Source organism: Nocardia asiatica NBRC 100129 (genome assembly GCF_000308415.1).
In the GTDB taxonomy this organism is placed as follows: domain Bacteria; phylum Actinomycetota; class Actinomycetes; order Mycobacteriales; family Mycobacteriaceae; genus Nocardia; species Nocardia asiatica.
The window spans coordinates 1-13,365 of sequence record NZ_BAFS01000414.1; the positions used below are offsets into that span (position 1 = coordinate 1).

A 13,365-nucleotide genomic window follows, 5' to 3' on the forward strand; every position below is an offset into this window, starting at 1 on the left:
TATTCCTTGTGGTCCTTAATTCTGTGGTCGTTAATTCGAGATCTATCAAATTTGTGAATCGGGGGATTTCAGGCGGCCTTTTTGTTGGAGTTGAATTCTGTAGTTTCATCCAGGATTGATGAATTCTTCGGAGGTTGTGCCGCGTCTTCATTGCGTGACTCTTCTGCCGTGGTCAAGAGGCTGGACAGCAGGCGGGCAAGCTTGCGGGTATCGGGCGGGTCTCGGCGGGTGTCACGTACAGAAACGCGCTGCGCCCGTGGCTTCGCCTGGCTATCCCGATGTTCGACCCGACCGGCCGGATGCTTATCCGGGCGTGGCTCATCGGTTTCCGCAGGCACGGGCTCGACAGCGGCTTCGGTCGACGAGTCGATCGGGTCGTGCCCCGATGGCAGGTTCACTCCGATATGGGGGTCGGGTCGGTTCACGGTGGTCCTCCAGTGTCCAGATCTGTCCACCGGCACCAAGGCGGTGCCGAGGCGGCCTCTACGGGTAACTCCTCGTTTTCGGCCCCGGATTGGACACACCAACCCCCGTAAACCACTCCACCGACGGCCGGTGGAACGGCCGGATTCGACGTAGTGGCATGCCCGGAGGCCCTGCGTCGCGGCGATCGAAGCACACCTCGGCGCGGGTCCGCAGGGCTGTGTGATGGTTGCGGCCTTGAGCGGCAACCGTAGGCGTGGCCAGGCTCGAGGCGCTCGATATCAGCCCGGCGCCTCGCATCGGGCAATCGGCTTCTCCGGCTGGCTAGTTGTCTTCTCGCCCCGATTCCGGGGCTGGCGGCTTCACATGTTGATGGTCATGGCCCACATGGTGGGCCTGGCACCTACTGGTAGATGGAAGCTTTCAGTGGTCGCGAACCCCAGTCGCTGGTAGTAGGGGGTGTTGTCTTCCCGGGTGCATACGAGGTAGGCAGGGGTGGCGGGAGCCGATGTCAGGCGATCGGTGATCAGGCGTGTCGCGTAGCCGTGCCCTTGGTGTGCGGGTGAGGTTCCGATGTTGGCTAGGTACCAATGTTCGGGCTGGTGGGGGTGGTGTCGATCGAGGGTGCGCCGGACGGTGATCGCAGCGAATGTGCGGCTGGTGAGGGCGGGCAGAAGGTCGGGTGCGGCACGCAGGGTGGTGCTGACGGGTTGGTCCCATCGGGCGGGTGGGTCCCAGACGGCGACTGAGCGGATGACTCCGTCGGGGTCGGTGGCGACGCGAACTCCTCCGCCGGGGAGGTGGAAGTGGCGCAGGGAGGCGGTGAAGTACCTGGGCAGGGCGCGGTGGCGCTGCTGCGGGTTGGGCCAGATCGCGCTCATGAGCGGGTCGTCGCGGAAGGCGTCGGCGAGTACCTGGGCGCAGTCGGTGATGTCCGCGGTGGTGGCGGCACGGGTGGTGATCGGCACGGCGGACTCCTGATGGGTTGGCACACTGATGGGTATGAAGATGGGGCGGTGCCCGTTCACGGCGGGAATTCATGCGGTCGACGAACTTCACGAGGATCTCAGAACCAGTGAACCCGGTGTGCACGAGGCCGAGCTACCGGACGGGTCACCGGTGTGGGTGGTCACCGGATGGGACGCGGTGACCACACTACTGGCCGATCCCCGGATGTCGGCGGCCAAGGCCGACTCCACCACCGGCTTCCGAGGCCAGAACCTGCCCGCGGCATTGGAGGCGAACCTGCTCAATATCGATGGGGAGCAGCATCGACGTGTACGGAAACTGGCGGCCGAGGCGTTCGCGCCCGCACATCACGCCTCACAGGAACAGGTGGTGCGGGCTGCCGTGACGGAGTTGGTCGACGCATTGCCGGCGACTGGCGATATCGACTTGATGGGCGGGCTGTGCGAGCCGTTGCCGCCGCAGGTGATCGGCACCTTGCTCGGGTTGCCCGCCGACAAGCTCGATGCCTTCCGTGCAGCGGCCCGGCCTCTGTTCTTGATCGACACATCGACGCACGGCGCGGCGGTGCAGGGTGCGATGGGGACGATGTTGATGCTGGTGGCCGGGGTGATCGACGACAAGAGGCGCGATCCTGGCGATGATCTGCTCTCGCGCTGGCTCTCAGCCCGCGACGGGCAGGACCGTCTCAGTGAGGACGAGTTGATCAGTTTGGCGTTTGCCGTGATCATCGGCGGATTCGAGAACGTCACCTCGCTGACGTCTGCGGTGCTGGATGAACTGGTCCGGTACCGCTGCGAGGAGGCGCGCGAGTTACTGGGGTCACCGCCGGAGTTCGCCCGGCTGGTGCGCAAGGTGATGGGTGCCGTGGCGCCGGTGAACTATGCGCTGCGCCGGTTCCCGCTGACCGACATCGATGTCAACGGAATCCGAATCCCCCGAGGACACACCGTGATCTTGTCCCTGCGGTCGGCTCATCTCGACCCCGCCCGGCGGGAACGTCACGACCTGGTATTCGGACACGGTCGACATTTCTGTATCGGTGCCGCCTTGGCGGAGATGCAAGCCGTCCATGTCGCCCGCGCGGTCTTGGAGAAGTACCCGGTACTGAAACCGGTCAAGCCGCGCGAGCAGTATCTGTTGCGGCCGTCGTGGCTCACCTATGCCCTCGCGGAACTTTCCGTATCCACCGCGTGACCTGCGGTTCGAGCACCGTTGCGGCGCGCTGTTCTAAGATCGTTGAAAGATTCAACCAGGAAGGATCAGCGACCTCGGAGATCGACGCGATGCCGAAAAGCGGATGGACGCTCATCGAAACCTTGGAGCCGGGTCGGCTCACCGTCGTTGCGCGCGATCACGAAGCCCGAGATCGAACCTCCTTCGAGCGAGCCGTCACCGACCAGCTGGGAATCGGCAAAGCCCCAGGGCACGAGGCTGCACAATGGCTGGAAGCGCTGATCGCCGACATGCGGTCGCATCCCGAAGCGGCGGCCACGCATCGCGTCCTGCGCAACGGTCACACGGTCAGCGCCCGTCTCGTGCCGGTGATCGGGCCGGACAATGCGCTCCACGGCGCGCATGTGTGGTTGGGTCCCGATGGGACCCAACCACAGCAGCGGCCGGTGTCGGCCTTCGCGTTCACCTGGGACTCCCACCTGCGGCTCGCGGAATTTCCGGCGGCGCTGACCGGCGGGACGCCGCGCTCGCAACTCACGGCACCAGAAATCTTCCGCTTCGTCGAACCAGCAGACGGGCTTTCACTGATCAGGGCGCTGCTGTCGTCACAACCGGGTGACAGCTGGAGCGGTGCGGTCACCGTAACAGTCGGCAAGAACAACAGGCCGGGTCATGTCGTCATGGCCGCTGGCACGCCCCCACAGCCTCCAGCGAAGTGGCGTGGACTGCTGTTCGAAACCTCGACTCCGATGGCCGGGATGAGCTTGGAGGCAGCGGCACTGGCCGCGATACCGCGCATATCGCAGGTCCATATGGTGCTGGTCGACATCGCCAAGATGCGGTTGATCCGCTGGATCACCGATCCGCTACCCGACGTCCAGTGGAAAGGGCAGGTCGACCAACGCGACACCCCACACCCTGACGACGTGAAACGCATCTTCGCCGCCGCCGCCGACGTGTTCACCGGCAAAGCCGAATCCGCTGAAGTGCACGATGTGCGGTTGAGGCGCCGCGGGGGTGGATGGGTTGTCGTTGACGGCTCCGGTGCCATAGTCGGAACCTCTGACGCGGGTCCCGCGCTTGCCGTGCTGCAACTGCGGGTGACAGGGCACTCCGACGAACCCGACCCGGTGGCCCCCACAGATGCAGGGCATCCCGGGCTTGACGATCCAGAACAGCCGGACCCGCTCCCGAGCTGACGGAATGTGAACACCTACCACCTCGGATAGGCGTTTGTTATGATGGCGAAGTTCTGATTCCCGGTACCAGTCTCTGACGGACGCCGGATGAGCGCTCGAGTCCTGCGGACCGAGCGTGGTCTCATCCAGGCAACCAGGGAGGGTACCGATGAAAAGCTCGCCCATTGATCAACGGCAGTCAGCCACAATGGCCGACGAGATCATCGAGTTGCCGACGAGGGTGAACCGGCTGTTCAGCACGTTCCACCCTCGCACGGAACCCGAGCAAGACCCGGCAGATGTCGCTCGCAGTGTCAGCGCCATCGTCGGCGAGACCATACTTGCCGAGGAAATCATCGCGCTGCGGACCGGCAGCACGAGCGGTGGAGTCGACCCCACGGTGCTGCAGGCCATTGCCCAGCACTTCCACGTCCTGCCGGTGTATCTCACCGGTACCTCTGACGAGGCTCGCCCCGTCGACCGCCAGTTGCGGTTGCTATCGGCGGCACGCGATGCCGGCGTCAGGCATATGGCGTTGCGCGGCAACGACATCGATATCACCGCTTTGACTCGCGAGCTGTCCAGGCTCGCGCCTCCAGACCACAGCGCAGCCTGACCAGAGGGACCGGGCCGTGCTTTACCGACACAACGCCGAATGCGAAGGAGATCGCCGCACACGCGACGCCACCGGGAGGGATGAATAGCAATGAACGACACGGCAGTACATGTCCAGGAGACCGCACGGATCGTGCCGGTGCCATGGCCGTGGGATCCGAACGAGTACGTGAAGCGGGTCGCGGAGTATCGGCAACGGCCGATCACGGTGTGCCCCATCGACGCGAATGCGTTGTCGGGAGCCGGGTGCGGGACCGGTAGCGGGTTGTGGATCGCTCGGGAGTACGACGACATCATCATGGTCGGGGCCGAAACCGAATGGCACGCTGGACACATCATCGCCCACGAGATCGGGCACATGCTCCTGGGACATGGCTCGTCCACTCCGGAGCCCGACGGTGATGTACTGCCGTTGCAGACATTGATGCCCTTACTGGATCCGGCGTCGATCCGCAGCGTTCTCTGGCGCCGGGACTATGGGACCGCCCGCGAACAGGCTGCCGAATCATTCGCCGGGTTGGTGATGGTCGAGGCGACCTTGCCGCGGCGACGACCCTCGCCGTTCCGATCCACCTTCTTCCTCGGGCGGCACCGATGACCTCGCCGATTCCCGGCCTACTGGCCTGGCCCGTGCTGTTCGCTGTCACCGCGATCACCGCCGGACGGTGGTGGCTGCTGGGCGACAAGGTCGTCGATCGGCTGATCAACCGGGCTCTGCTGGCAGCGATTGCGGGACTACTGATGCGGGAAGCGTGGGCCGAAGACCTGGCCGCGCGCCTCGTGTGGTTCGTCGGTGATGCCGAGATGGTGCAGCTGTGCCGCCAAGCTTCGTTCGGGGCAATCCTGGTATCGGTCTCCTATATCTATGGCATTGCGAAATTGTGGGACGGAGCGGACCCTGCAGATACCTGGCGTCGACAGCGCGTTTATGACCTCGTCGCCCTCTCGGCGTCCGCGGTGATCCTGATCGCCGGCACCCCCGCGCGCCGTGCCGATCAGCTGATCGACGAGGCATTGGGCTGGCCGGCGGTGATCGCGTGGGTGGCGTTCTATCTGCCGCTCGGAATCACCGCATGGGTAATCGCCCGCATCAGCTTCCGCGAGTTGCGCAGCGACGCGTTCCTGCGCGAGCGTGTGCTGTACCTGGGTGTACTTGTTCTCGCCGCCGGACTCGGGCTCAGTTCGCTCGCAATTCCATTCCAGACCGGGTTCGCCGTCGTGCAGAACCAACCGTCTGCGGACCCGGATATGAGCAGCAAAGGCTGGACCTTTTTCTTGGCCAATGTTGTCGCGTCTGCTGCAGTAGCAGTGCCGTTGGTGAGCACAATCCTCATAAGAACCGGACACGACCGGACCAGCCGCTATTGCCGCCGCCTGCAGCCCGTGTGGCGCGACCTGACCGCCAGTGTCCCCGAGATCGTGCTCGCCCCACCAGGAGATGGCGGCGGGGTGGAACCGGCGCTGCGGCTTCACCGGATGATCGTCGAGATCCGCGACGCTCTCCTGCACCTCAAGCCTTACACCACAGCCAGATACCCGGCCGGCCCTGACCGTGAGGGCATGCTGTCCTATGCAGTGGCAATTCTCGCGGCGATCGACCAGAAGAACGCCGGGCGAGCACCGCAGGACGAGCCCAGCCCCGGGCTCCAACCGGTTCGGCTCGGTCCGCGAGACTTGACCACCGACCTGAACGAACTGCTGGACCTGGCCGGTGTGTGGCCGACAGCCCGACATATCGCCTCGATCGAAACGCCCTTGAGCACTCGGTGCGCGACACCTTCGACCAGTAGGAGCACGATGTGATGGCGATGAGTCCGCCCCGGACCGGCAGGGACGAGGCGGCAGTATTGCCGCATCCGAGGTGGAGGCTGCCTGTCGTCGGTGACCTGTTCACCATGAACGTGGCCAAACCCACCCAGACATCGCGGCGGGATGCCCGAAGGCTGGGGCCGATCTTCGAGCGGCGCATCACCAATTGGCCGATGATCGTGGTCTCCGGCGCCGACCTCATCGCGGAAATCAACGACGAACACCACTGGACCAAGCACCTCGGAGTGCCCCTGCGCAAGCTGCGCCGAGTCGCCCGGGACGGACTGTTCACCGCCCGCAACGACGAACCGGCCTGGTCGGCAGCACACAACATCCTCGCGCCAGCCTTCACCCAAACAGCAATGCGTTCCTACCACCAGACGATGGCCGCCACCATCGGTGAATTGCTCGACACCTGGGGCGACACGCACCACATCGCCGACATCGCGGAGGAAATGAACCGGCTCACCCTGGAAATCATCGCCCGCACCGGGTTCGGCTACTCGTTCGATTCGTTCTCCTACACCCCCGGCCAAGCGCACCCCTTCGTCGAAGCCATGCTGCGCGGCCTGACTTACATCAACCGCAACGCCAACCTCCCCCCGCTGTTGCAGAACACCCTGGGACGGCGCGCCGCCGGGCAGCATCGCCGCGACATCGCCTTTATGCACCGAACCGTCGACGACGTGATCGCCGCACGCCGGACCAGTGGCACCGTCGGCCAGCACGACGATTTGCTCGACCGCATGCTCACCACCACCGACCCTGACACCGGCGAGCATCTCGATGCCACCAATATCCGCAACCAGATCCTGACGTTCCTGGTCGCTGGCCACGAGACCAGCGCGGGCGCACTGGCCTTCGCGCTCTACGAGCTGGCGAAGAATCCCGAGGTCGCGGCACGAGCGCGCGCCGAGGTCGACGACCATTTCCCGGGGCGCGACCGGCCGATAACCAGCTACGAGGACGTCGCGAAGCTGCGGTATCTGCGGCGGGTGGTCGATGAAACGTTGCGGTTGTGGCCGGTCGCGCCCGGTTATTTCCGCGAGGCGCGCCATGAGGTCACGATCGGTGACGGCAAATACCGCTTCCAGCAAGGCGATTGGGTATTCGTGCTCACCTGGTATGCGCACCGCGACCCGGAAACCTGGGGTCCGGACGCAGAACGTTTCGACCCGGACCGATGGGCCCCTCAGCGGCAGCGTGAGCTGGACCGCCGTCGCGTATACAGGCCGTTCGGGGTCGGGCACCGCGCCTGCATCGGCCGCCAATTCGCCAATCACGAAGTCCTGCTCACTCTCGCCCACGTCCTCCACCAGTACGAGATCCACATCGACGGTGACTACACCCTCGACGTCGCAGAGCAGATCACCCTCAAACCAGCCGGACTGCGGGTACGAGTCGACCGCCGCACGGATCTGACGACGCATTAACCGGCCGACCCTGCGATCAAGCGTGCCCGCCGTCCAGGCCACCTGTCTCAGCAAGTAGATATCGCCGGATTCAGTTTCGAGTCCGGGAGGCCGTCGATGTCGGGTGTCGGGTCGACGGGCCCTCCTTTCGTGCACCGTTGGGAGAGGCCGACCGATGGTCGGTCACATGTTCTGAGTGCAGAGCGGGTGGGACGGCGACGCCGGCTGCGTCGAGCTCGCCGAACATGGTGAACATTCGGTCGAGCACGTCCTGCTGGTGCTGGTCCAGCTTGGCGAGAGCAGCGTGTACTTGATTTCGCAGCTTGGCCCCGGTCGCCAGGGTTTCGCGCGCGTCTTGGACGATCCGCTGCAGGTGGGCGAAGAACCCGCCCCGGTCGACGTATTCGAGCAACCGGTCGGCACGCCCACGACGGGCCTTGCCCGCAATCGCGTGACGTTTGTTGTCGATCACCGCCTGCCGCAACGGAATGGACATGTACGTTGCCAGGTCGGCGGCACACAGGAGGATGCCGTCGCGGATTGCCACACCATCCACCGTGGCCGGCATCGACGCGCTCACGAGCACTCCGAGACCGGCGTGATCACGATCAACATCACGGACAAGCTTAGGAATCCACGCCGAGCTGAAGTGCTTGGTTCTCTTGCACTCCCACAAAATAGATCCCCAGCTTCGGCCGTCGACACGCACGATCTGGAGGACATCACCGCCCTTCTGACCGTTCCGAATCACCGAAATCTCATCTTCGGGGTAGCGGCGCTGCAGTTCCTCAGCGAATGCGTGCTGGTAGGCGACTCCCGTCGGCTGTGGTGGTGGCCCCGGCGAAATCTTGCTCTCAGCCAGAGCAAGCTGGTCCAGCGCCCGCTTCTCCCGGTTCTGGTACTCCAGAATCACCGGACGATACTTCCGTTCGGCCTCCTGCTGCGCCCGTTTGCGTTCACTGCGAGCGATCTGATCTCGCATCCGCGACTGCTCGGCCTGCATCTGCTCGAGTTGTTCCTGAGCCTCGGCCAGAGCGACCGTCGCGGCCTGAGCCCGCTGCTTCTCCGTTGCCGCGGTTTCGCTACTTCGCTGCGCTTGGTTCCGCAGCCGATTGACCTCGTTTCGCATCCCGGCGCGGACCCGTGTCAGGACGTCGTTCTCCATGGCTTTCTCTCGGGCAGCGAAATCCTGTTCCAGTTCGAGGCGCACTCTGGCGACCTGCGGTGCTGCGAGCTGTTCGATAAAGGCAGAGCCGAGCTCTGCGCCGCACCGTGGACAGATTGCTGCCGGCTGGAAGCAACCAAGACACTCGAACGGGCCCAAGTCCGGCCCCTGGTGGTAGGCGAGTTCAGCGGCCTCGACGATCACCTGCCGCCGCACATCCCACGCCACGTCCATCTCGAGCTCCTCCCCGCTCGTGCTCGCGCTGCACCTCGTGGTAGCCGAGCCCGTCCACCAGGATGGCAGCTCCGGATCGACCGCTGAGCGGTTATCGACGCGGTTGTGAGGCGGTGAACAGGGTGACGTCTCCGATGTCGGTCAGGTGATACTCGCCGAAGGCCGCGTCGAGTGCTGCGGCGAGGTCCGCCCGGGTGTCGTGGCGGTTGTTGAAGGCGCCGACGCGCCGGTAGGTGGTGGTGAGAAGCCGGCCGAACCCGGTGTGCGGTGTGTGGTCTCCGAGGATGGTGGAGCCGAACAGCGTGCCGTCATCCGCGAGCACCCGGGCAAGGTGGCTGAACGCAATACCCTTCGCGGTGAAATCGCCAGGGACACAGTGTAAAACGAAGTTGATGCCGATCGAGTCGTAACCCGCTCCGGCCGGGGCGGGCACTGGCTCGAGAACACTGGCGACGGTTTCGTGCACGGTGTGTCCTGCCTTGCGCAGTCGACGGGCGGCGTAGGCGAGGGAGGTTCGGTTCAGATCCGTCAGCGTGATCTCGGCGTCGTCGGGGAATCGGGTGTGGGCTGGATACCAGCCTGAACCGGGTCCGACTTCGAGGTGGCGGCGGCCGGCGTGGCGGTGATATGGGGCGAGCATGGTGTCCGCGGGGCACCGCCACCCGAATCGGTTGCTCAGCCGGATCACCCAGATGTCGTAGATGGCCAGAAACGGCAGGCAGTACGGTGCCGCCGCCCTGCGGACTGCATCGCCGGACACCGGCGACCCGGTGTCATTGTGGGAACCGCCCATCACCACCCCGTATTGTCTGCTCGTTGTCAGTCCCGGGACACAGCTTTGCACACGCCTACCCCGGTGCCCAGGGTGTTGTGGATTTCGCCAGAACCGCAGCCATTTCGGGCCTATCAGGGTGAGGCCCGGCGTTCAGTTCGGAGCGACCGCGCGAGATGTGGTCGCAGCGTCCTGGTTGCGTTTCTGGAAGCGCTGTTCGAATGCTTGCTGCAGGGCATCGTCGAGATCTTCCGCCCGTCCGATGAGCCAGCGCCGGTACAGCTTTTCCGTGGCGTCGGGGTCATCTGGGGAAACCGGCGCGGCGAGAGATTCGCCGAAGGCGATCTCGACGAGCGGATGGACTTGGGTGCCACGGTTGGCTTCGAGGACGCTCGTGACGAACGGGCCGACAATGCCGCTGATGGCATCATCGAGCTTGCCGATCGCGTTCGGCAGCTCGGCGATGGGGGCGGTTCGGAGAAACCGTTGGGCATCCAGTAGTGGCAGGAGCTGTTCGAGGCTGAGGCTGATGCTGGATGCGCCTGGCTCGAACGCGGGAGTGTCGGACTCGACCGGCACCGGTGGCCGACGGTCGTAGTAGGCGGCCCGCGCTGAGCCCTCCTGCCATCCGAGGCCGGTGTCGAACTTGGCGAAGGTACTCGGCCGCACATTGGCCGACAGCTCGCAACGGTCGGCCCGCTGCTGGGCAGGGACCGCTGGTCCGCCGCGCTGGTGCACCTCCGGCATCGTCAGATTGCCCAGCTGCTGACGCCGCTCGCGCACCATCCGGGCGAAGAACTCGTCGTGGGCTCCCATGAGCAGAACTGTACCCGTAAAGTTCGGAAAAGTCGCCATCAGGAGCCAAATCCCTCGGCATCCAGAGAAAAGTTACTGTTTTATTCTTGAAAAGTTCGAGATACGTGCATAGTTTGGGTGGTGTATCTCACGACTTGGTGGGAGGAGGGGCCGCCCCGGGGTCGTGACCGACGCAGAGAGCGAGGTAAGTCATGACTACATCGATGAACAGCCGTTCGGATGCTGCGGTGTCCGGCGCGGCGGTGGTGGCGGCAGCGCGTGCTGCCGGAGGGGGCCGTAGCTCCTCCGTGGGGATCTGGGTGATCTGGATGCGCGGCAGGCGAGTGGTGAGTTGCGAGGCGGTGTTCCGGCTCGACCAGGACATTCCAGCGTGCCGACCGGACGGGGTCGACGCTGCGGTGGTGGTTGTCGTCGCGCCGTCGCGGTTGGCCGACCCGGTGATCGGCCGTGCTGAGGTCATTGTCGACTACCTCGACGGGCAAGGCGTCGATGTTCGTGTGGTACACGCCTGCGCCTTGCATCCAGGGGCGTTGTGGACCTCGTTGCGCGGTCCTGCGGTCGGTGGGGTCATCGGGGCGACCGGACCGGTGGTGCACTCGTCTCGGAGGCATCGGTGGCTACCTGGATTCGGAGCCTGTGCAGGGCATCGTCTAGCGATGGCCGCGCTTGTCCCGTTGGCGGCGGCGGTGTTCGCAGCACCGGTTGCGCATGCGGGTCCAGTGGGTCAGCCGGGAGTGATCTCGGACCCCCGGCCAGGACAAGCGGGCGTCGTAGGCCCCGTGGTTCCGGAACCGCGGACCAGGACCATTCCTGTCGGGCCGGACCGGTCGACTCCCGATGAGAAGACCGATACCCCGGCGCCCGCTCAGATGCCGGCCCCGATCTCACCGGCACCCCAGGTCCTGCCCGAGCCGGAGGCCGTTCCCGAGCCCCGGATAGTTCCTGAACCCCACGTGTGGTCGGAGCCCCCGTCGGTGTCCCGGCCCGAAATGGGCTATGAGCCGCAGGTGGCGATCGAGCCGCAGGTGGCTGTGGAACCCGCGCAGCCAGTGGTCGAGGTATACCCGCAGCCGGGCACCAGCGACGGTTACGCCGAGGTGCAGGCGTCGGTGGTGGGCGAGGATTCGCTGCATTTCGGTGGGGTGAGTGTGCCGCGGCCAGAGGGGATGTCATCCGAGGTCGCGCAACGGGAACGCGACTGGAACGACATCGTGGTCGCCGAGGCCGCCGAGGTCTTGGATCAGGCTGGGCTGGCGGACCCTGATGTGGATGCTGCGCTAGGTGTCGGCACTGAGCCTGTGCCGCTCCCGGTGGTGGTCGCGGAGGTCGAGGCCGCGGTACCCCAGCCGATCGTCGAAGAGGTGACGGCGGTGGTGGTCAGCGAACCTGTCGCCGACGTGGTCGAGACGGTCGAGTCCCAGGCCGCGCAGGTGCTCAACGACGTGCTGGCGCAATGGCCGCCGGCGCTCGGCTGACCAAGCGGGGTGCATCGGTGATGAGAAGAATCGACCCCCAGGACGAGTCGAACGATGACCGGCAGATCGTGCTCGACGGGCCGCCGCCGACCGAAATAGCCGAATGGCTGGCCTCCGCCGGTGCACCCGATACCGCGGAAGATCGACGCTGGCTGACTTCCGAGTACCGCACCGGCGGGCCGGGTAGGGCGCGAGCCGTCCTGGGCGGCGTGGTGATGCTCGCTGTGGTCGCTGCCACCGTGGTGGTGGCAACCATGCTCATCTCCGGCATCGACGGCGTAGACCACGGTGTTGACGTGCCGATGTCTCTCACCGTCGCGCTTTCGCTTTCTCCCGGTGGCCTCGAACACGCACTCACCGTCACCGGGAGCACCGCCGCTTGTGGTCCCGAAACCATCGAGGCCACCGAAGCCGTAGCCGGGCCTCGCCCCCTACGGCCGGCCACCGGCGCAGCGGCAATTGCTGCGTTCGAGGCCGCCTACTACCACGCCCGCGACGGCGTACTCGCTCGCGAAGTCGTCGCGGCCGACGCCGCGATATCGGATGCCGCCACCATCCAGGCCGGCATCGACTCGGCGCCGCTGGGCACCACCTACTGTGCCCGGATCCGCCGGTTGAACCCCGGCTTGTACGCGGTCGAGATCACCGACACCCCGCCCGGTGCGGCACCACGGGTGTGGCGGCAACGGATCTCCACCACACAACTCGACCGGCACTCGGTGATCACCGCGATCGTGTCCGAGTAGCCGGGCCCCATCCCTGTACCCCATCGTCGACCCAACGTGACGATTGGATCGGCGACCAACAACCAAAGGGGGCGGTGACCGTGCTGATCGCACTCACCGGACTGAATCCTCACACCGGAGTGACTACTACCGCGGTCGCCCTCGCCAACGCATGGCCGGGCACGAAACCCGCTGTCGTGGTGGAGGCGGATCCTGCCGGGGGACGACTCGCGCGACTCGCCGACGCCGACCCGCACCGCGGACTGGCCAGCCTTGCCGCTGCCACCACCCAGTCACCAGGAGATTCTCCGGTTTCGACACAGTTGTGGGAGCACGTCCAGACGCTGGGTTCGGGTGTGCCGTTCCTCGCCGCACCTCCAAGTGCCGATGCCATGGCAGCGACGCTGACGGCCCCGGTGAGCATGCCCGCCGCCGCAGTCCCAAGGCTGGCAGATCTGGTGGTCATCGCCGACTGCGGTCTCGCCGATCCGGCCTCGCCCGCCACTCCGATCGCCGCTGGCGCCGACGTTCTGATCGTCGTGGTCCGTGGCGACCTCGCCGACCCCGTCCGCGCCGGCCGGCGCGTCCGCGAGGTCACC

The 13,365-nt window shown here is 65.6% G+C and carries 15 protein-coding genes; 9 read left to right on the plus strand and 6 right to left on the minus strand.

The features are described 5' to 3' along the window. Positions 1-68: 68 nt before the first annotated feature. Both ON27_RS43380 and ON27_RS31050 read right to left on the minus strand, forming a co-directional pair. Positions 69-425 carry a hypothetical protein gene (locus ON27_RS43380; protein WP_068049976.1) on the minus strand — a complete coding sequence of 119 codons (357 nt, stop codon included), beginning with the start codon at positions 423-425 and terminating at the stop codon, positions 69-71. 360 nt (positions 426-785) lie between these two features. Beyond that, complete coding sequence (locus ON27_RS31050) at positions 786-1,391, minus strand: GNAT family N-acetyltransferase (protein ID WP_232110912.1); 606 nt, start codon at positions 1,389-1,391, stop codon at positions 786-788. Positions 1,392-1,425: 34 nt separating this feature from the next. Between ON27_RS31050 and ON27_RS31055 the strand changes: the two genes are divergently transcribed. From ON27_RS31055 to ON27_RS31080, 6 genes are all read left to right on the plus strand, one after another. Beyond that, positions 1,426-2,586: a cytochrome P450 family protein gene (locus tag ON27_RS31055; protein ID WP_138456824.1), complete on the plus strand. Its 1,161-nt coding sequence runs from the start codon at positions 1,426-1,428 to the stop codon at positions 2,584-2,586. 89 nt (positions 2,587-2,675) lie between these two features. Further along, on the plus strand, positions 2,676-3,764 hold the full coding sequence (locus tag ON27_RS31060; RefSeq protein WP_043735737.1) for a GAF domain-containing protein: 1,089 nt from the start codon (positions 2,676-2,678) through the stop codon (positions 3,762-3,764). Positions 3,765-3,912: 148 nt separating this feature from the next. Then, positions 3,913-4,359, plus strand: a complete 447-nt coding sequence (locus tag ON27_RS31065) for a hypothetical protein (protein ID WP_138456826.1) — start codon at positions 3,913-3,915, stop codon at positions 4,357-4,359. A 90-nt stretch (positions 4,360-4,449) separates the two neighbouring features. Beyond that, complete coding sequence (locus ON27_RS31070) at positions 4,450-4,956, plus strand: hypothetical protein (protein WP_043735740.1); 507 nt, start codon at positions 4,450-4,452, stop codon at positions 4,954-4,956. Beyond that, positions 4,953-6,161 (plus strand): MAB_1171c family putative transporter, encoded by a 1,209-nt coding sequence (locus tag ON27_RS31075; RefSeq protein ID WP_043735742.1) that lies wholly within the window; start codon positions 4,953-4,955, stop codon positions 6,159-6,161. The genes ON27_RS31070 and ON27_RS31075 overlap by 4 nt, the downstream gene beginning before the upstream one ends. 5 nt (positions 6,162-6,166) lie before the next feature. Next, on the plus strand, positions 6,167-7,600 hold the full coding sequence (locus ON27_RS31080; protein WP_086007582.1) for a cytochrome P450: 1,434 nt from the start codon (positions 6,167-6,169) through the stop codon (positions 7,598-7,600). A gap of 70 nt (positions 7,601-7,670) precedes the next feature. Here the strand turns inward: ON27_RS31080 and ON27_RS40200 are convergent, their stop codons facing one another. The 4 genes from ON27_RS40200 to ON27_RS31100 form a co-directional block, all read right to left on the minus strand. Next, the gene (locus tag ON27_RS40200) at positions 7,671-8,978 is read right to left on the minus strand and encodes a DUF2130 domain-containing protein (protein WP_054814853.1); all 1,308 of its coding nucleotides are present in this window, start codon (positions 8,976-8,978) and stop codon (positions 7,671-7,673) included. A 91-nt stretch (positions 8,979-9,069) separates the two neighbouring features. After that, positions 9,070-9,738, minus strand: coding sequence for a class I SAM-dependent methyltransferase (locus ON27_RS31090; RefSeq protein ID WP_043735756.1), 669 nt, complete (start codon positions 9,736-9,738; stop codon positions 9,070-9,072). A gap of 165 nt (positions 9,739-9,903) precedes the next feature. Next, on the minus strand, positions 9,904-10,536 hold the full coding sequence (locus ON27_RS31095) for a hypothetical protein (RefSeq protein WP_138456827.1): 633 nt from the start codon (positions 10,534-10,536) through the stop codon (positions 9,904-9,906). Positions 10,537-10,693: 157 nt separating this feature from the next. After that, positions 10,694-11,026 (minus strand): hypothetical protein, encoded by a 333-nt coding sequence (locus ON27_RS31100; RefSeq protein WP_043735745.1) that lies wholly within the window; start codon positions 11,024-11,026, stop codon positions 10,694-10,696. A 514-nt stretch (positions 11,027-11,540) separates the two neighbouring features. Between ON27_RS31100 and ON27_RS31105 the strand changes: the two genes are divergently transcribed. The 3 genes from ON27_RS31105 to ON27_RS31115 form a co-directional block, all read left to right on the plus strand. Beyond that, positions 11,541-12,041, plus strand: a complete 501-nt coding sequence (locus tag ON27_RS31105) for a hypothetical protein (RefSeq protein ID WP_138456828.1) — start codon at positions 11,541-11,543, stop codon at positions 12,039-12,041. A gap of 20 nt (positions 12,042-12,061) precedes the next feature. Then, positions 12,062-12,787, plus strand: a complete 726-nt coding sequence (locus ON27_RS40205) for a DUF8176 domain-containing protein (RefSeq protein ID WP_138456829.1) — start codon at positions 12,062-12,064, stop codon at positions 12,785-12,787. Between the two features lie 74 nt (positions 12,788-12,861). Further along, on the plus strand, positions 12,862-13,365 hold a 504-nt coding region (locus tag ON27_RS31115; protein ID WP_373282804.1), incomplete at its 3' end, for a hypothetical protein.

What these genes read in the sequence shown, in the direction of transcription:
- ON27_RS31055 (WP_138456824.1), top strand. Translation starts at nt 1,426, where the DNA reads ATGAAGATGGGGCGGTGCCCGTTCACGGCGGGAATTCATGCGGTCGAC.
- ON27_RS31060 (WP_043735737.1), top strand. Translation starts at nt 2,676, where the DNA reads ATGCCGAAAAGCGGATGGACGCTCATCGAAACCTTGGAGCCGGGTCGG.
- ON27_RS31065 (WP_138456826.1), top strand. Translation starts at nt 3,913, where the DNA reads ATGAAAAGCTCGCCCATTGATCAACGGCAGTCAGCCACAATGGCCGAC.
- ON27_RS31070 (WP_043735740.1), top strand. Translation starts at nt 4,450, where the DNA reads ATGAACGACACGGCAGTACATGTCCAGGAGACCGCACGGATCGTGCCG.
- ON27_RS31075 (WP_043735742.1), top strand. Translation starts at nt 4,953, where the DNA reads ATGACCTCGCCGATTCCCGGCCTACTGGCCTGGCCCGTGCTGTTCGCT.
- ON27_RS31080 (WP_086007582.1), top strand. Translation starts at nt 6,167, where the DNA reads ATGAGTCCGCCCCGGACCGGCAGGGACGAGGCGGCAGTATTGCCGCAT.
- ON27_RS40200 (WP_054814853.1), bottom strand. Translation starts at nt 8,978, where the DNA reads ATGGACGTGGCGTGGGATGTGCGGCGGCAGGTGATCGTCGAGGCCGCT.
- ON27_RS31095 (WP_138456827.1), bottom strand. Translation starts at nt 10,536, where the DNA reads ATGGTGCGCGAGCGGCGTCAGCAGCTGGGCAATCTGACGATGCCGGAG.
- ON27_RS31100 (WP_043735745.1), bottom strand. Translation starts at nt 11,026, where the DNA reads ATGACCTCAGCACGGCCGATCACCGGGTCGGCCAACCGCGACGGCGCG.
- ON27_RS40205 (WP_138456829.1), top strand. Translation starts at nt 12,062, where the DNA reads ATGAGAAGAATCGACCCCCAGGACGAGTCGAACGATGACCGGCAGATC.